The organism is Labedella gwakjiensis (genome assembly GCF_003014675.1).
Taxonomy (GTDB): Bacteria; Actinomycetota; Actinomycetes; order Actinomycetales; family Microbacteriaceae; genus Labedella; species Labedella gwakjiensis.
Window position 1 is genome coordinate 1262812 of record NZ_PYAU01000001.1, and the last position, 16130, is coordinate 1278941.

The window sequence follows — 16130 nt, forward strand, 5'->3', positions numbered from 1 at the left end:
CCGGATCAGAATCCGGGGATGAGGGTGACGACGAGGTCGATGAGCTTGATGCCGACGAACGGCGCGATGACACCGCCGAGTCCGTAGACGAGCAGGTTCCGTCCGAGGACGCGCGAGGCGCTCAACGGGCGGTACCTCACGCCGCGGAGAGCCAGCGGGATGAGCACCACGATGACGATCGCGTTGAAGATGATCGCCGACAGCACGGCCGAGGCCGGCGAGTGCAGGCCCATGATGTTGAGCACTCCGAGCCCCGGGAAGATCCCGATGAACATCGCCGGGATGATCGCGAAGTACTTGGCGATGTCGTTCGCGATCGAGAACGTCGTGAGCGCGCCGCGCGTGATGAGCAGCTGCTTCCCGATCGCGACGATGTCGATGAGCTTCGTCGGGTCGGAGTCGAGGTCGACCATGTTGCCGGCCTCCTTCGCGGCCGACGTACCCGTGTTCATCGCGACGCCCACGTCCGCCTGCGCGAGGGCAGGCGCGTCGTTCGTGCCGTCTCCCGTCATCGCGACGAGGTTGCCGCCCGCCTGCTCCTTCTTGATGAGCTCCATCTTGTCCTCGGGCGTCGCCTCGGCCAGGAAGTCGTCGACCCCGGCCTCGGCCGCGATGGCCTTGGCCGTGAGCGGGTTGTCGCCCGTGATCATGACCGTGCGGATGCCCATCGAGCGCAGTTCGGCGAAGCGCTCCTTGAGCCCGTCCTTCACGACGTCCTTGAGGTGCACGACACCGAGGATGCGTCCGGTGCCGTCCGGCGCGGTGACCGCGACCACGAGCGGCGTGCCACCGCTCTGCGAGATGCGTTCGACGCTCTCGTCGAGATCGGCGATCACCGAGCTCGCCGTTCGCCCGCTGCGCTCGATCCAGGCGATGACGGCCGAGGACGCACCCTTCCGGATCTGCGTGCCGTCGGGCTCGTCGAGACCCGACATGCGCGTCTGCGCGGTGAAGGGGACGATCTCGCCGGGGGCCGACGGGCCGACGTCCACGCCGCGGGCCACCGCGAGGTCGACGATCGATTTGCCCTCGGGCGTCGGGTCGGCGAGGGAGGAGAGGGCCGCGGCCCGGATGAGCTCCGTCGCGTCCACTCCCCCGAGCGGCACGAACTCGGCCGCCTGGCGGTTGCCGTACGTGATCGTGCCCGTCTTGTCGAGCAGGAGCGTCGTGACGTCTCCCGCCGCCTCGACGGCGCGCCCCGACATGGCGAGGACGTTCCGCTGCACGAGCCGATCCATGCCCGCGATGCCGATCGCGGAGAGGAGGGCACCGATCGTGGTCGGGATGAGGCACACGAGGAGGGCGATGAGCACGGGGACGCTCGCCTCGGCGCCCACGTACGAGGCGATCGGGTTGATCGTCAGCGTGACCACCACGAAGATGATCGACAGGCTCGCGAGGAGCACGTTGAGCGCGATCTCGTTGGGCGTCTTCTGCCGCGCGGCACCCTCGACGAGGCTGATCATCCGGTCGACGAACGTCTCGCCGGGCTTCGAGGTGATGCGCACGACGATGCGGTCGGAGAGCACCCGGGTTCCGCCCGTCACGGCACTGCGGTCGCCGCCGGACTCTCGCACGACCGGGGCCGATTCGCCCGTGATGGCCGACTCGTCGATCGAGGCGATGCCCCAGACGATGTCGCCGTCACCGGGCACCAGTTCGCCCGCCGCGACGACGACGACGTCACCGAGAGCGAGGTCCGCCGACGAGAGATCGGCGACGTGCGCCCGCTCCGCCGATGGATCCGCCGCGGCGTCGTAGTCGGTCACCCGGTGCGCCGTCGTACTCGTTCGGGTCTGGCGGAGGCTGTCGGCCTGCGCTTTGCCGCGCCCCTCCGCCACGGATTCGGCGAGGTTGGCGAAGATCACGGTCAGCCAGAGCCAGACCGCGATGCCCCACGTGAAGGTGAGCGGGATCGCCGACCCTCCGGAGGTCTCGGGGCCGCCGACGAAAGGCTCGGCGATCGCGATGACGGTGGTGAGGACGGCCCCGACCTCCACGATGAACATGACGGGGTTCCGCCACATCGATCGGGGGTCGAGCTTCCGGATGGCGCCGGGGACGGCCTCGACGAGGGCAGCGGCGTTGAACGCGCTCTTCGGTCCGCCGGTCGGCGTCGTTTCCGACGTCTCCCGAGGAGTCGTCTGTGCGGTGGTTGTGGACATGGTCTAGAGCAGCCCTTCTGCGAGGGGACCCAGTGTGAGCACCGGGAAGAAGGTGAGAGCGGTCACGATGACCGTCACACCGATGAGGAGGCCGACGAAGAGCGGCCGGTGGGTCGGCAGGGTGCCGGCGGTGGCGGGGACCTTGTCCTGAGCGGCGAAGGATCCGGCGAGGGCGAGGACGAAGACGATCGGGAGGAACCGTCCGAGGAGCATCACGACGCCGAGCGCCGTGTTGAGCCACGGAGTGTTCGCCGTGAGCCCCGCGAAGGCCGAACCGTTGTTGTTGGCCGCCGAGGTGAAGGCGTACAGCACCTCTGAGAGCCCGTGGTTGCCCGGGTTCCAGATCGACGTCGATTCGACGTCCGACCGGATGGCCGGGATCGCGAAGCTCAACGCCGTGCCGGCGAGGACGAGGGTCGGCATCACGAGGATGTAGAGGCTCGCGAGTTTGATCTGGGTCGGGCCGATCTTCTTGCCGAGGTACTCGGGGGTGCGACCCACGAGCAGACCGGCCACGAAGACGGCGATGATCGCGAGGATCAGGATGCCGTAGATGCCCGCTCCGACGCCTCCCGGCGCGATCTCGCCGAGCATCATGTTGAGCATCGGCATCATTCCGCCGACGGCCGTGTAGGAGTCGTGCATCGAGTTGACGGCACCCGTCGACGTGAGGGTGCTCGACGTGCCGAAGAGGGTCGATCCGAAGATCCCGAAGCGCTGCTCCTTGCCCTCCATCGCCCCACCCGCGAGCTGGGGCGCGGTTCCGGCTCCGGCGCGTTCGAGCAGGGTCAGGATGGTCAACGACGCGATGTAGAAGAACGACATGACGGCGACGAGTGCGTACCCCTGACGCTTGTCGCCGACCATGCGGCCGAAGGTGCGCGGCAGCGAGAACGGGATCATGAGCATGAGGACGATCTGGAAGAGGCTCGTCCAGGCTGTGGGGTTCTCGAACGGGTGAGCCGCGTTGGCGTTGAAGAAGCCGCCGCCGTTCGTTCCGAGGTTCTTGATCGCCTCCTGCGAGGCCACGAGGCCGCCCGGCAGGTTCTGGGTTCCGCCCGAGAGGGTCGCGATCTCCGTGAACCCGTTGAGGTTCTGGATCACGCCTCCCGCCAGGAGCACGATCGCGCTCACGACGGCGACGGGAAGGAGAAGCCGCCAGGTGCCGCGGGTGAGGTCGACCCAGAAGTTGCCGAGCGTTCCCGTCCGGCTGCGCGCGAAGCCGCGGATGAGGGCGACGGCTACGGCGAGCCCCACGGCCGCCGACACGAAGTTCTGGACGGCGAGGCCGACGGCCTGGACGGTGTAACCCATCGTGAGCTCAGGCGAGTACGACTGCCAGTTGGTGTTCGTGACGAACGACACCGCGGTGTTGAAGGACAGTCCTTCCGGCACGGCGGGCAGCCCGAGGGAGTACGGGAGGATCACCTGGAGGCGCTGCAGCAGGTACAGCAGCAGGAGGCCGACGGCCGAGAACCACAGCACGCTGCGGAGATAGGCCTGCCAGGTCTGCTCGGCCGACGAGTCGACGCCGATGACGCGGTAGAAGCCGCGCTCGATGCGCAGGTCTTTCCGCGATGTGTAGATGCGTGCCATGTACTCGCCGAGCGGCCGGTAGAGGAGCGCGAGGATCAGCGCGAGGGTGCCGAACTGCAGCACCGTGAAGAGGACGTCCATCGTCAGAATCGCTCCGGCTTCACGAGGGCGTACACGAGGTACACGATGGCGGCGATTCCGAGGCCGGCGGCCAGGAGGGAGAAGACGATCACAGCTTCTCGACCCCCCTGCCGACGAGGCCGACGAGAACGAACACGGCGATGATGCCGAGCACGTACACGATGTCGAGCACGGTTGCTCCTTCTGGAGAACTGATGGCGCGATCCCTGGTGGGATCCGGTCGCCCCGACGGGGGCACAGCAACCGAGTAGACACCCCGCGACGCGGCCGGAAGGCCGTCCTAACGGAATCCACACGGCCTCACGACAGACCCTTACGGCATCGATACAGCGACGCGGATCGCGCCGACGGAACCGTCGGGAGGGCGACCTCCGGGTCGGCGGTACGTCAGGACGTGCGGAGCGGACCCGACGGAGGGTCGGTGACGCCCGAAAGCGGGTAGGCGGCGCCGTCGGCCGGTCCGATAGCCTCGTCCCGGTCCGCCCGGCGCACCGCCCCTCCCCCCCCCGATCCAGCGGTCCGACAGCGGTCCGCGGAAAGCGACGCCCCACCATGTCTCGACGTTCCGTCATCCGCCGACTCGCCCTCGGCGCCGCAGCCGCCACCTCCGTCGTCGTGCTCCTCTCCGGATGCAGCGCGATCAGCAGCCTCCTCGGCGGCGAGACGCGCGACGAGTCCGGCGCGATCGTGGAGGGCGGCGACACCGACGTGTTCACGTTGGCGGAGGGCGACTGCATCGACGACGAGGCGACGACGGAGGGCGAGGTCAGCGAGGTTCCCACCGTTCCGTGCAGCGACCCGCACACGTGGGAGGTCTACAAGAACGTCACCGTGACCGAGGACGAGTACCCCGGCGACTCCGGCATCCAGGACATCGCCGAAGAGGAGTGCATGGCGGCGTTCGAGACGTTCGTGGGCGTGGCGTACGAGGACTCGGTCCACGAGTTCAACTACTACACGCCCGTCTCGGAGGGCTGGGACATGGGCGACCGCACCATCAACTGCCTGATCGGCGGCATGGAGCAGACCACCGGCAGCCTCGAAGGCGCGGCCGAGTAGAGCGGCCGAGCAGAGCGGCGGAGACCGCGCCGCCCCGACCTTTCAGTGAACGGCGAGCTCGGCGGATCAGCCGGATCGTCGGCTGCGCATCGCGCGGGTGACGGTAACGGTGCGACCGTCCGGCGCCTCGCCCGCTGCGAGCGCGTCGTACTCCGGCGATCCGAGCGGCACGAGGGCGACTCGACCGTCCGCGTCGGCGTGGACACCCCAGCCGTACCGCTTGCCGAGGTCGCTCGACCTCAGGCACGGCTGCCCCTTCGAGAAGAACTGTGCACGGACGGCGTCCCGTTCGCCGTCGGGAACGCCCTTCCGGTCGGCCCAGACCGCGAAGATGACGTCATCCGACGTGTGCGCGTACGGCGCCTCCGCGATCATCCGGTACGTCGCCTCCGCGATGCTCGGAGTCGCGCGCACGGGTGGCTCGGCCGGGCCGTGGGCCGACGTGTCCTCCGCCACCGCAATGAACGTGTCGTAGTAGTTCGTGGTGTGCATGACGGAATCCTGCCCCTCCGTGATGCGCGGCGCCAGCCCTCGATCGCAGGGGTCCTGCGCCGACCGACCTATTCCGGAAGCGACCAGAGGTGGCGTTCCGCCAGCTCCGCGAGCGCACGGAGCTGGCGGATGTCCTGTCGGCTGAATGCTCGAGGACGATCGTCCATCACGCAGAGGGCGCCCACTCGGTGTCCGTCCGGCGAGATGATCGGGCAGCCGGCGTAGAAGCGCACCGGTGGAGCATCGATCCCGGCGGCGTAGTGAGCGAATCGCGAGTCGGCCACCGTGTCCTCCACGATGTGGTGGGAGGAGCGGCGAACGGTCACGTCGCAGAAGCTCCCCTCGCGCGGACGGTCGTCGATGACGGCCCCCGACGCTGCCCGCGTGGTCTGCGTGTCCTCGCGGATGAGGGTGATGGCCGCGATCGGCGCGCCGAAGATCTGACGTGCCGTCTCGACGATGCTGTCGAGGACGGCGTCCCTCGCCCTGCCCGCGAGCTCCAGCTCGGCCACGGCCCGCCGCCTCGCCTCCTCGTCCCGACCATCGGACACCTCGATGGGCACCCTGTCGGGGTCGAGCCGCTTCGTGATGTCGAACGCCATGTCGTCGGCCCACTGCTGGTAGAGGTGGCGGGTCTCGGGTTCGAACTCGTTGTCGTGCGACAGCGGGATGACGGTCATGTTGGGGGCGAGCGTCAGCCCGGCGGTCGCCTCGTTGAGCAGCCCCGCATGGCGGTCGACGACGCGTGCGAGATGCGGCGGGAGGGCTGTCCTCCCACCGAAGGTGGGAACGTCGAGCACGAAGATCTGGGTCTGAGCCGGCGTCCGCCGCTGCACCTCCTCGAGCAGACCCGCGAGTTCGACCCGCCAGCGGGCGACACTCATCAGGGCGAGCGCCTCGTTGTGCCCGACGGAGATGAGCACGGCGTCGAACCGACGGAGATCGAACGATGCGATCGCCTCGATGGAGGACTCCACCGTCATGTCCGGGTGCACGGCGAATTCCACGTCTGTGGCGTTGCCGGTGATCGCCGTGAGGCTGCGCGCGAGGTAGCCGGGGAGCCCCAGCTCGTGCGTCACCACCCCGCGACCGCTCGCGACGCCGTCTCCCACGATGAAGACGCGATCGGGATCGGTGCCGGCGGCGTGCACGATCGGCTGGTCGTCCGCGGTGACCCGTCGGCGCCACGATGACGGGCTGTTGGCGAGCCAATACCGCAGAAGCACGCGCACGATCGGACGGGGAAGGGGTCGGGTCACGGTGTCCTCGGGGTCAGGGAGGGGATCGCCACGGGGACGACGGAGGTCGTTCGGCGCCTTCGGACGGTCGTGCAGGCGCTTCCAACGACGGGAGCCCAGACCCGCCCGGCCGGGCGACATCACCCGACCTCATCACGGTATCGCTCGCGGGCTGCGCACACACGGGCTTGACGCCGCTCGACACGTCGAGCGGGGTGCCCACCAAACCGTTCGGGGAGGGGCGCCGAACCTCGATGTCTCGTTCATGCGACCCGAAAGCATGCGCGGGACGATTCGCGTCACACCCGAATGGCGGCCGCTGGCCGGCATGACGCGAGGTGAGCAGATCGCGCGGCAATGGCGCCACGGATCTCGCCCCTCCTCACCACGGGACCTAGGCAGAGGCGTGTGCTCCGGGCGCCCACCCGAGGGCCGGGCCGAGAGCGCCCGCGATGTCGCCGAGGATCTGCGTGTAGTCGTCGGGTTCGAGCGTGAAGGGCAGCGCGAACGCCACCTCGTCCACTTCGCGGAATCCGGCGTCGTCGTGGAGACGCTCGGCGATCTCCGCCGCCGTGCCCAGGAGATCGGCCGCGAAGAGCAGCTTCCGCGGGCCGTGCGGCACGCCGACACGGCCGGACCGGGAGTCGACGTAGTCGCGGTACCGCGCGCGCTGACTCGGTGTCGCGTTGTCGGTGGGGATCACCACGAGGCCCTGCGAGACGCGAGCGCTCTCGCCGTCGGGATGCACCTCGCGGAACGCCCTGACCTGCTCCGCCTGGTTCGACGCGAAGTCGTTCGTCCCGTTCTCGCCGGCGATCACACTGCTCGTGAGCAGGCGGAAGCCGTTCTCCCCCGCCCACCGCGCGGAACGCATGCTCGCCGCGCCGTACCAGATGCGGTCGGCGAGACCCGCGGAGTGCGGCTCGACGCGTGTCGAGAACTCCTCGATCCCGTCGCGCCGAGGAGCCTCCGCCGCCGCGCCGATCGGGTCACCGCGCAGGAACGATCGCAGCCGCAGCAGCCGGTCGTAGCCCAGGTTCTCCTGCTCAGCCGTGTCCGGGTAGATCGCGTCGCGGTAGCGGTCGAAGTTCATGGGGGCGCCCGTACTGAACCCGGGTGTGATGCGGCCTCCCGAGAGCACGTCGACCGTCGCGAGGTCCTCGGCCAGACGGAACGGGTTCTCCACCCCGAGCGGCGTCACCGCCGTTCCCAGCTCGATACGGTCCGTGCGCTGCGACGCGGCCGCCATCACGGCGACAGGCGACGAGATCCCGAACTGCACGTGCCGGTGCCGCAGCCACGCGCTGTCGAATCCGAGCTGCTCACCGAACTCGATGAGCCGCAGGGTGGACTCGTGGCCGGCGCGCGGCTCCGCCGGATCGAAGAAGCCCATCGTGAGGAAGCCGAGGCGCGTGAGCGCGTCGCGTGCCGGTGTCATGGTTCGACCCTATGTCGTCGGATCGGGCGGCGCTGCAGGCCTCAGGTCGTCGAGGAGTCATAGTCCTTTCGGCCCTGGAGGACGGGGGCCCGACGTGTTTGAGTGACCCCATGACCTCAGGACAGAGCGCGACCGGGCCGATCTCCCCCGACGGCGGACACAGCGGCGAACCCCACACGGGCGGTGTCGCGCAGAGGCTCAACTGGCTGCGGGCCGGCGTTCTCGGGGCGAACGACGGCATCGTCTCGGTAGCCGCGATCGTCGTGGGCGTGGCCGGCGTGACCACCGCGACGGGACCGATCCTCACGGCCGGCATCGCGGGTCTGGTGGGAGGCGCGATCTCGATGGCGCTCGGCGAGTACGTGTCGGTGAGCAGCCAGAGCGACAGCGAGCGCGCCCTCATCGCGAAGGAGCGCCGGGAACTGCAGGAAACGCCCGAGGAGGAGCTCGACGAGCTCACGGGGCTCTATCGCGCACAGGGTCTCAGCGAGGCGACCGCTCGCGCCGTGGCCGTGGAGCTGACAGCGCACGACGCACTCGCGGCCCACCTGTCTGCGGAACTGCACATCGACGAGACCGACGTGGTGAGCCCGTGGCACGCGGCGGCGGCCTCCGCGGCCGCGTTCACGATCGGCGCGATCCTCCCGATGCTCGCGATCCTGATTCCGCCGGAGCCGCTGCGCGTGCCGGTCACGTTCGTCTCCGTGCTCGTGGCACTCGCGATCACCGGCGGGGTGTCTGCCACCATCGGCGGCAGCTCACGCCGCCGGGCGATCCTCCGCGTGGTCATCGGGGGCGCGCTCGCGCTCGCCGCGACCTACTGCGTCGGCGTCCTCCTCGGAGTCTCCGGGGTGGTGTGAGCCCTACTCGCCGTTCTCGATCAGGTGGAGCTGCGTTCCGTCGGGGTCGACCAGGAACCCGGCACGCCCACCCCACGGCTGCGTCCGCACCGGGTGGAGCCGCGGGTGTCCCTCCGTCGTCTCCTCGACGCCCGCGTCCCGGATCCGCGCATACAGCTCGTCGAGGTCGTCGACCCGGATGCTGCACATGAACGAGCTCTCCTCCGGCACGAGGTCGGGGAACGGGAAGAACTCGAGCTCGAGATCGCCGCGGCGCAGGATCAGCCAGTCGTCGTCGCGGTGCGTCGGCTCGAACCCGAACCCTCGGTAGAACGCGACGGTTGCATCGAGATCACGAGAGGGCAGGTTCGGCACCGCGCGGTCGCTCATGCGCCGAGCCTAGCGAGGGCCTGTCCCTGCCGGAAGCGAGCGGGACGGGAAGCGGATCGCGCTCAGTCCGCGGCTGCGTCCGCCCGCCGTCGCGCGCGACCGAACACGGCGTCGAGGAGGAGGCCCGCCGCGCACGCGACGACGATGCCCGTCACCATCGCGAGCACCGGCTGGCCCTCGAAGATCGAGCCGAAGACGAGACCGACCGCCACCGAGTAGCTCGCCCAGATGACCGCGGCCAGCGCCGCTGTCGCCGCGAAACGCCCCCGCGGGTAGCGCGTCGATCCGGCCACGAAGTTCACGGCCACGCGTCCGCCCGGGATGAAGCGTCCCGTCACGATGTAGAGGGCTCCGCGACGCTCGAGCGCCGACCGGGCCCAGGCGATGGCCCGCGCCGTCCGCGGTCTCCGCATCCACCCCCATCGCTCGGGGCCCACGGCGCGTCCGAGGTGGAAGACGAGGTGGTCGCCGATCCACGCTCCGACAGCCGCCACGAGGACGAGCGACCACAGGGATGGCCCCACGGTGGCGGTCGACACGGTCGCCACCGCGATCAGTACCGACTCGCTCGGCACGACGGGGAAGACGGCGTCCGCGAGGCAGCACGCGGCCACGAGCAGGAGCACGTACGGCAGCGCGACGCTCTGCACCACGATCGCCTCGATCGCGGCCGACACCGACTCGAGCCAGTCCATGCGCCCATCGTCCCCCTCCCCGGTGAACGGAGAGCGAACGCGCCCCCACCCGCACTCTCCACCCCCGCCAGATGCCGCGTTTGAGCGCGTTTACGCCGATATAGCGGTGCAAACACGCTCAAACGCGGTATCTGGCGGGGGGAGGGGAGGGCGGGGGACCGGGGGAACACGGGGATCGGGAGCGAGAGTGCGAGGGCGAGGGAAAAAAGACTTGCGCGAGAGTGATAATGCGCATTACCATCGGATCGACCCGCTGATAATACGCATTATCATCATCACCCCCGGGTTCGATGTCTCGAAGGAGAGGCCATGACCCGCACCGATACCGGACGCATCACCCAGCGCCGAATCGCCGAACTCGCCGGCGTGAGCCAGGCCACGGTCTCCCTCGTCCTCAACGGCCGCGCCGACGCGAGCGTGCGCATTCCCGACGAGACGCGGGAGCGGGTTCTGCGCGTGATCGAGGAGACCGGCTACGTCGCCGACCCCTCCGCTCGCCGCCTCGCCGGCATGGACAACCGCATCCTCGGCGTCTTCACCTACGAGCCGGCCTTCCCCACGCGCAGCGTCGACTTCTACACGCCGCTCCTCAACGGCATCGAGGCCGGGGCGGAGACGCTCGGAAGCGACCTGCTCCTCTTCACGAGCGCCCCCGTGGAGAACGGTCGACGCCGCCTCTTCCACGAGAAGAACCGGCTCCGACTCGCCGACGGCGTCCTCCTCCTCGGAGTCGAGATGGACGCGGCAGAGCTCGCCCGGCTCGTGGAGGGCGGGTTCCGTGTGGTCGCCGTCGGACGACGCGAGACGCCGGGCATCCCCTACGTCGGAATCGACTACGCCACCGCCGCAGCCGACCTCGTCCGTCGCGCCGTCGAGCTCGGCCACGAACGCATGCTGTACCTGCACGTCGACAGCACCGGCGAGTCCGTCGTCGACCGGCGCGACGGAGTGCTGCAGGGCATCATCGGCTCGAACGCGACCCTGCGCACCCAGCCGACCGACGGGTCCGACATCGACGCCGACTGGGCCGCCGTGGTCGAGTCTCGCGCGACCCTCCTCATCGTGGAGTCGCCCGAGGTCGCCACCGCCATCCACGAGCGCGCCCGGCGCGAAGGCGTCGACGTGCCGACGGACCTCAGCATCATCGTCCTCGGCGCGTCGCCTCGGCTCGCACCCGAGGACGTCGACTTCACGCGACTCGACCCGCCGCGCACGGAGCTGGGCGAGCACGCCGTGCTGCTCCTCGCGCGCATCCTCTCCGACGACCCGCCCACCGAGGGACTCCGCTCCCTGCTCGACTGCCCCATCGCGGACGGCGCGACTCTCGCCGCTCCCGCCCGAAAGGAACACGCATGACCCCGCTCCACGCCGACGTCCTCGTGATCGGAGGGGGTCTCGGCGGTGTCGCCGCAGCCCTCGCCGCCGCCCGCGCCGGTCGCACCGTCACCATCACCGAGGAGTACGACTGGCTCGGCGGCCAGCTCACGAGCCAGGGCGTGCCGCCGGACGAGCACACCTGGATCGAGCAGTTCGGCGCCACCGCCAGCTACCGGGCCCTGCGCGACGGCATCCGCGAGCACTACCGCCGCTGGTACCCGCTCACCGCGGCCGCGCGGTCCGAGGTGGCCCTCAACCCGGGCGCCGGTCTCGTGAGCCGCCTGTGCGCGGAGCCGCGCGCCTCCGTCCATGTGCTCGACGGCCTCCTGGCCCCCCACATCTCCGCCGGACGAATCCGGGTCATCCGCAACGTCCGCCCCGTCGCCGCAACGCGTGACGGCGGTCGTGTCGCGACCGTCGAGGTCGAGAGCACGCGCGACGGTGACCGCACACTGCTCACCGGTGATTACGTGCTCGACGCCACCGAGACGGGCGAGCTCCTCCCCCTCGCGGACGTGCCGTTCGTGACAGGCTTCGAGTCGCGTTCGGAGACGGGCGAGCCGAGTGCGCCAGAGCAGGCGCAGCCCGAGAATCAGCAGGCCTTCAGCTGGTGCTTCATCATCGACCACGTCGACGGGGCCGACCACACGATCGACCGACCGGCGGACTACGACGAGTGGCTCGCCCAGGAGCCCGACTTCTGGGGCGCCCCGATGATCTCCCTCACCGGCCCGGACCCGCGCACCCTCGAGACGTTCACGCGCACCTTCACGCCGACGATCGACACCGACCCCCTCGCGCTCGTCGCCGATCAGCGCGCGGCGGGTGGCGACCGCGAGCTGTGGACGTTCCGCCGCATCCTCGCGAAGGGACTCTTCGAGTCCGGCGCGTTCGAGAGCGACATCGTGCTCGTCAACTGGCCGATGATCGACTACCTCGGCGGCACGCTCACGGCGGGCGACCGCGAGGAGCACCTCGCGGCCGCGAAGCGCCAGTCCCTCGCGATGCTCTACTGGCTGCAGACGGAGGCCCCGCGCCCCGACGGCGGCCGCGGCTGGCCGGGACTCCGCCTCCGCGGCGACGTCGCGGGCACCGAGGACGGCTTCGCGCAGGCTCCCTACATCCGCGAATCCCGACGCATCCGCGCGGAGTACACCGTGGTGGAGCAGGACCTGTCGATCGCCATCCGCGGGCACGGTCGCCCAGCGACCTTCGACGACACCGTCGGCGTAGGCATGTACCGCATCGATCTTCACCCCACGACGGGCGGCGACAACTACCTCGACATCGCCTCGGCCCCGTTCGAGATCCCCCTCGGCGCCCTGATCCCCGTGGGAGTGGAGAACCTGCTCCCCGCCGGCAAGAACATCGGAACGACGCACATCACGAACGGCGCGTTCCGACTGCACCCCGTCGAATGGAACATCGGGGAGGCGGCCGGCTCCCTCGCCGCGTTCTGCATCGACCGCTCGACCACACCGCACCACGTCCGCGCCGACGCCCGTCTGCTCGCGGAGTTCCAATCCCTCCTGTCCCGGAACGGCGTCGAGCTCCACTGGCCCGACGTCGCCGGCTACTGACGACCCTCCCGAAGGAGAACCTGACCATGACATCAGCAAAGAAGCTGAGCGCGACAGCGGCCATCGCCGTCGCCGCCCTCGCCCTGAGCGGCTGCGCCGGGAGCACCGGAGGCGGAGCGAGCGCCGACGACCCCGTGTCGCTGCGCATGACCGTGTGGACCTCGAACGAGGACCAGCTCGCCCTGTTCGACTCGATCGCCGAGGAGTACATGGCCGATCACCCCGAGGTCTCGGACATCACGTTCGACCCGCTCGACTTCGAGAGCTACACCACCACGCTCACCACGCAGCTCGCCGGCGGCAACCCGCCGGACATGGCGTGGGTGCTCGAGAACGCGGCTCCCGACTTCGTCTCCTCCGGCGCGCTCGTGCCGCTCGACGACGTCCTCTCGGCGACCGACGGCTACGACCTCGACGATCTGTCGGCGAGCGCGACCGAGCTGTGGCGCGACGCCGACGGCGCCCTCGCCGCGTATCCGTTCTCCACGTCGCCCTTCGTGGTCTTCGCGAACGACGACCTCCTCGCCGAGGCGGGAGCGCCCACCGCGGCCGAGCTGCAGGCCGACGGCGACTGGAACTGGGAGACGATCTCGGAGATCGGCTCGCAGGTGAACGCCGCCACCGGAAAGGCCGGCTTCGTCGTCCGCGACTTCGAGTACACCCAGTGGGACTACCTCTCCACGGTGTGGGGCGGCTGGGGTGCAGAACCCTGGTCGGAGGACGGAGCGGACTGCACCATGGACTCCGACGAGATGGTGGACGCGTTCACGTTCCTCCACGACGCGGCATTCGACGCGACGTCGATGCCCGGCCCGGGAAGCACGGCTGACTTCTTCGCCGGAGACGCCGCCTTCACCGTGACCCAGATCTCGCGCGCGTCCCTCCTCGAGGAATCGGGCATCCAGGCATGGGAGCTCGCACCGCTCCCCGAGGGACCGGCCGGCGAGTACTCGATCATCGGCCAGGCCGGTGTCGGGGCCCTCGCCCAGGGCGAGAACCCGGAGGAGGCCGCCGAGTTCATCGCGTTCTTCACGAACCCGGAGAACTCCGAGAAGCTCGCGCAGTACTTCCCCCCGGCCCGGGAGTCGCAGCTGAACGCCGAGACCCTCGTCGCCGCGAACCCCGTCCTCACAGAGGAGCAGCTGTCGGAGATCGTCGTCCCGGCTGTGGAGTCCGGTGAGGTGCGCCCGTCGCACACCGGATCGGCTGAGATCCAGCAGGCGGTGCGCTCGGCCCTCGACGCCCTCTGGGTCGCCGACGCCGACATCCCCGGCACCCTGTCCGCCGTGTGCGAGGCGATCGACCCCCTCCTCGAACAGTGAGCGGAACCATCGATCGCGCGCCGGTGGCGCTGAGCGGAGCCGCAGCCCGCGGCGCCGCTCGCGCCACCCGGCGCCGCCGGCGGACGCTCGCCGGCGGCGACACCCTCGTCGGCTACCTCTTCGTCGCACCGCAGGTGCTCGGGATCGTCGCCTTCGTCCTCGTGCCGCTCGCGCTCGTCGTCTACTACAACTTCCACGAGTGGAACGTGCTCGCGAACACCTTCACGTTCGTCGGCACGGAGAACGTCGAGCGACTGTTCTCCGACCCGAAGGTGGCGCCCGTCATGGGCGCGACGGCGGTGTTCTCCGTCGGACTCGTCATCGGCAACCTCGCGATCGCCCTCCTGCTCGCGGTCCTGCTCAACCGGAAGGTCCGCGGGATCACCTTCTTCCGGACGCTCTTCTTCTCCCCCGTCGTCGTCTCGCTCGTCGCGTGGACGATCGTATGGGGCTTCCTCCTCCAGGACGACGGCGGGATCAACGGGTTGCTCCAGCTCATCGGCGTCGACGGTCCGAACTGGCTCCGCGAGGGGCCGACGGCCATGGCGAGCGTCATCGTCGTGCAGATCTTCAAGAACGTCGGACTCAACATGATCCTGTTCCTCTCCGCCCTCCAAGGCGTTCCGAAGGAGGTCACGGAGGCCGCGTCGATCGACGGCGCAGGTGCCGGACGCATCTTCACCCGGATCACCCTCCCCCTCATCTCGCCGACCATCCTGCTCACGACGATCATCACGATCGTCGGGTCTCTGCAGGTCTTCGCGCAGATCGCCGTGCTCACGCAGGGCGGCCCGGGCATCTCCACGACGGTGCTCGTGTATTACCTCTTCCAGCAGGCGTTCGAGTTCCACCGGTTCGGCTACGGATCGACGCTCGCCCTCGTCCTGTTCGTCATCGTCCTGCTCCTCACCGTCGTGCAGTGGCAGCTCCGCCGGAGGTGGGTCTTCTATGAGAACTGAGCGTCGCCGTCGCCCCGCCGTTCGCGTCCTCTTCTACGTGGGGATGTCGCTGCTCGCGATCCCCTTCGTGTTCCCGACGTGGTGGATGATCACCTCGTCCTTCAAGCCCATCGGCGAGATCTTCTCGTTCCCGCCCACGCTGTGGCCGCAGAACCCCACGGTTCAGCCCTACATCGACGCGTTCACCGAGCAGCCGTTCCTCCTGCAGTACTGGAACAGTATGTACATCGCCGTGGTCGTGACGCTCGCGACGATGCTGTTCTCGGCCATGGCCGGTTACGCCTTCGCCCGCATCCGGTTCCCGGGGGTCAACGCGCTGTTCATGGTCGTCCTCGTCGGGCTGCTGGTGCCGTCCGAGGTGACGATCGTTCCGCTGTTCCAGATGTTCAACCAGCTCGGGCTCGTTAACACGCACTGGCCGATCCTGCTCGTGACCACGTTCGGAGCACCGAGTGTGCTCGCGACGTTCATCATGCGGCAGTACTTCGTGACGCTGCCGGTGGAGCTGGAGGAGGCCGCCCGTATCGACGGCCTCGGACGGGCCGCGATCTGGTGGCGGATCGCCATGCCGCTTGCGAAGGCCTCGCTCGGCGCCGTCGCGATCTTCACCTTCCTGCACACGTGGAACCTCTACCTGGAGCCCACCGTCTACCTGCAGAGCCCCGAGCTCTTCACGCTGCCGCAGGCTCTCACCCGGTACACCGACGCGTACGGCGGACAGATGTGGAACGTGCAGCTCGCCGCCGCCACCATGACGGCCGTGCCCGTGCTCATCGTCTTCATCCTCGCTCAACGTCAGTTCGTCGAGGGCCTCGCCCAAACCGGGCTGAAGGGCTGACCGGGACCTTCCCGACCGGCCTCCCCGCACCACTCATCTCCCCACCGTCGACGGCGACGAT

Annotated in this window: 16 protein-coding genes; 7 read left to right on the forward strand and 9 right to left on the reverse strand. The window is 69.4% G+C overall.

Annotated features, from left to right (window positions below):
• Nucleotides 1–5: 5 nt before the first annotated feature.
• From kdpB to CLV49_RS18285, 4 genes are read right to left on the reverse strand one after another with little or no spacing between them, the layout of a single operon-like run.
• On the reverse strand, nucleotides 6–2165 hold the full coding sequence (kdpB, locus tag CLV49_RS05920) for a potassium-transporting ATPase subunit KdpB (protein WP_106562708.1): 2160 nt from the start codon (nucleotides 2163–2165) through the stop codon (nucleotides 6–8).
• Between the two features lie 3 nt (nucleotides 2166–2168).
• A complete protein-coding gene (kdpA, locus tag CLV49_RS05925) occupies nucleotides 2169–3842 on the reverse strand; it encodes a potassium-transporting ATPase subunit KdpA (RefSeq protein WP_106562709.1) in 1674 nt (557 codons plus the stop codon).
• 2 nt (nucleotides 3843–3844) lie between these two features.
• Nucleotides 3845–3934 carry a potassium-transporting ATPase subunit F gene (locus CLV49_RS05930; RefSeq protein WP_106562710.1) on the reverse strand — a complete coding sequence of 30 codons (90 nt, stop codon included), beginning with the start codon at nucleotides 3932–3934 and terminating at the stop codon, nucleotides 3845–3847.
• Nucleotides 3931–4080: a hypothetical protein gene (locus tag CLV49_RS18285; RefSeq protein WP_158261909.1), complete on the reverse strand. Its 150-nt coding sequence runs from the start codon at nucleotides 4078–4080 to the stop codon at nucleotides 3931–3933. The genes CLV49_RS05930 and CLV49_RS18285 overlap by 4 nt, the downstream gene beginning before the upstream one ends.
• 314 nt (nucleotides 4081–4394) lie before the next feature.
• On the opposite strand from CLV49_RS18285, the gene CLV49_RS05935 reads away from it, so the two are divergent.
• On the forward strand, nucleotides 4395–4901 hold the full coding sequence (locus CLV49_RS05935; protein ID WP_106562711.1) for a septum formation family protein: 507 nt from the start codon (nucleotides 4395–4397) through the stop codon (nucleotides 4899–4901).
• A 66-nt stretch (nucleotides 4902–4967) separates the two neighbouring features.
• Here the strand turns inward: CLV49_RS05935 and CLV49_RS05940 are convergent, their stop codons facing one another.
• From CLV49_RS05940 to CLV49_RS05950, 3 genes are all read right to left on the reverse strand, one after another.
• The gene (locus CLV49_RS05940) at nucleotides 4968–5393 is read right to left on the reverse strand and encodes a DUF6157 family protein (protein ID WP_106562712.1); all 426 of its coding nucleotides are present in this window, start codon (nucleotides 5391–5393) and stop codon (nucleotides 4968–4970) included.
• Between the two features lie 68 nt (nucleotides 5394–5461).
• Nucleotides 5462–6652 carry a GAF domain-containing protein gene (locus CLV49_RS05945; protein WP_158261910.1) on the reverse strand — a complete coding sequence of 397 codons (1191 nt, stop codon included), beginning with the start codon at nucleotides 6650–6652 and terminating at the stop codon, nucleotides 5462–5464.
• Between the two features lie 373 nt (nucleotides 6653–7025).
• Nucleotides 7026–8069, reverse strand: coding sequence for an LLM class flavin-dependent oxidoreductase (locus CLV49_RS05950; RefSeq protein ID WP_106562714.1), 1044 nt, complete (start codon nucleotides 8067–8069; stop codon nucleotides 7026–7028).
• Between the two features lie 110 nt (nucleotides 8070–8179).
• On the opposite strand from CLV49_RS05950, the gene CLV49_RS05955 reads away from it, so the two are divergent.
• A complete protein-coding gene (locus CLV49_RS05955; protein WP_106562715.1) occupies nucleotides 8180–8929 on the forward strand; it encodes a VIT1/CCC1 transporter family protein in 750 nt (249 codons plus the stop codon).
• 3 nt (nucleotides 8930–8932) lie between these two features.
• Here CLV49_RS05955 and CLV49_RS05960 read toward each other — a convergent pair whose 3' ends face one another.
• Nucleotides 8933–9298 (reverse strand): bleomycin resistance protein, encoded by a 366-nt coding sequence (locus CLV49_RS05960; RefSeq protein WP_106562716.1) that lies wholly within the window; start codon nucleotides 9296–9298, stop codon nucleotides 8933–8935.
• A gap of 62 nt (nucleotides 9299–9360) precedes the next feature.
• On the reverse strand, nucleotides 9361–9993 hold the full coding sequence (locus CLV49_RS05965) for a DedA family protein (protein ID WP_106562717.1): 633 nt from the start codon (nucleotides 9991–9993) through the stop codon (nucleotides 9361–9363).
• A 309-nt stretch (nucleotides 9994–10302) separates the two neighbouring features.
• On the opposite strand from CLV49_RS05965, the gene CLV49_RS05970 reads away from it, so the two are divergent.
• Genes CLV49_RS05970 through CLV49_RS05990 form a run of 5 tightly spaced genes read left to right on the forward strand, consistent with a single transcriptional unit; the run spans nucleotide 10303 to nucleotide 16069 of the window.
• On the forward strand, nucleotides 10303–11349 hold the full coding sequence (locus CLV49_RS05970; RefSeq protein WP_106562718.1) for a LacI family DNA-binding transcriptional regulator: 1047 nt from the start codon (nucleotides 10303–10305) through the stop codon (nucleotides 11347–11349).
• Nucleotides 11346–12950 carry an FAD-dependent oxidoreductase gene (locus CLV49_RS05975; RefSeq protein WP_106562719.1) on the forward strand — a complete coding sequence of 535 codons (1605 nt, stop codon included), beginning with the start codon at nucleotides 11346–11348 and terminating at the stop codon, nucleotides 12948–12950. Before CLV49_RS05970 ends, CLV49_RS05975 begins: the two co-directional genes overlap by 4 nt.
• A 26-nt stretch (nucleotides 12951–12976) precedes the next feature.
• On the forward strand, nucleotides 12977–14272 hold the full coding sequence (locus CLV49_RS05980) for an ABC transporter substrate-binding protein (protein WP_106562720.1): 1296 nt from the start codon (nucleotides 12977–12979) through the stop codon (nucleotides 14270–14272).
• Nucleotides 14269–15231, forward strand: coding sequence for a carbohydrate ABC transporter permease (locus tag CLV49_RS05985; protein WP_208019875.1), 963 nt, complete (start codon nucleotides 14269–14271; stop codon nucleotides 15229–15231). The genes CLV49_RS05980 and CLV49_RS05985 overlap by 4 nt, the downstream gene beginning before the upstream one ends.
• Entirely contained in the window at nucleotides 15221–16069 is an 849-nt protein-coding gene (locus CLV49_RS05990; protein WP_106562721.1) for a carbohydrate ABC transporter permease, read from the forward strand. The genes CLV49_RS05985 and CLV49_RS05990 overlap by 11 nt, the downstream gene beginning before the upstream one ends.
• Nucleotides 16070–16130 lie beyond the last annotated feature (61 nt).

Bases quoted from the DNA above. Each gene is read 5' to 3' on its own strand.
- kdpB (WP_106562708.1), bottom strand. From the start codon at position 2,165: ATGTCCACAACCACCGCACAGACGACTCCTCGGGAGACGTCGGAAACG.
- kdpA (WP_106562709.1), bottom strand. From the start codon at position 3,842: ATGGACGTCCTCTTCACGGTGCTGCAGTTCGGCACCCTCGCGCTGATC.
- CLV49_RS05935 (WP_106562711.1), top strand. From the start codon at position 4,395: ATGTCTCGACGTTCCGTCATCCGCCGACTCGCCCTCGGCGCCGCAGCC.
- CLV49_RS05940 (WP_106562712.1), bottom strand. From the start codon at position 5,393: ATGCACACCACGAACTACTACGACACGTTCATTGCGGTGGCGGAGGAC.
- CLV49_RS05950 (WP_106562714.1), bottom strand. From the start codon at position 8,069: ATGACACCGGCACGCGACGCGCTCACGCGCCTCGGCTTCCTCACGATG.
- CLV49_RS05955 (WP_106562715.1), top strand. From the start codon at position 8,180: ATGACCTCAGGACAGAGCGCGACCGGGCCGATCTCCCCCGACGGCGGA.
- CLV49_RS05960 (WP_106562716.1), bottom strand. From the start codon at position 9,298: ATGAGCGACCGCGCGGTGCCGAACCTGCCCTCTCGTGATCTCGATGCA.
- CLV49_RS05965 (WP_106562717.1), bottom strand. From the start codon at position 9,993: ATGGACTGGCTCGAGTCGGTGTCGGCCGCGATCGAGGCGATCGTGGTG.
- CLV49_RS05970 (WP_106562718.1), top strand. From the start codon at position 10,303: ATGACCCGCACCGATACCGGACGCATCACCCAGCGCCGAATCGCCGAA.
- CLV49_RS05975 (WP_106562719.1), top strand. From the start codon at position 11,346: ATGACCCCGCTCCACGCCGACGTCCTCGTGATCGGAGGGGGTCTCGGC.
- CLV49_RS05980 (WP_106562720.1), top strand. From the start codon at position 12,977: ATGACATCAGCAAAGAAGCTGAGCGCGACAGCGGCCATCGCCGTCGCC.
- CLV49_RS05990 (WP_106562721.1), top strand. From the start codon at position 15,221: ATGAGAACTGAGCGTCGCCGTCGCCCCGCCGTTCGCGTCCTCTTCTAC.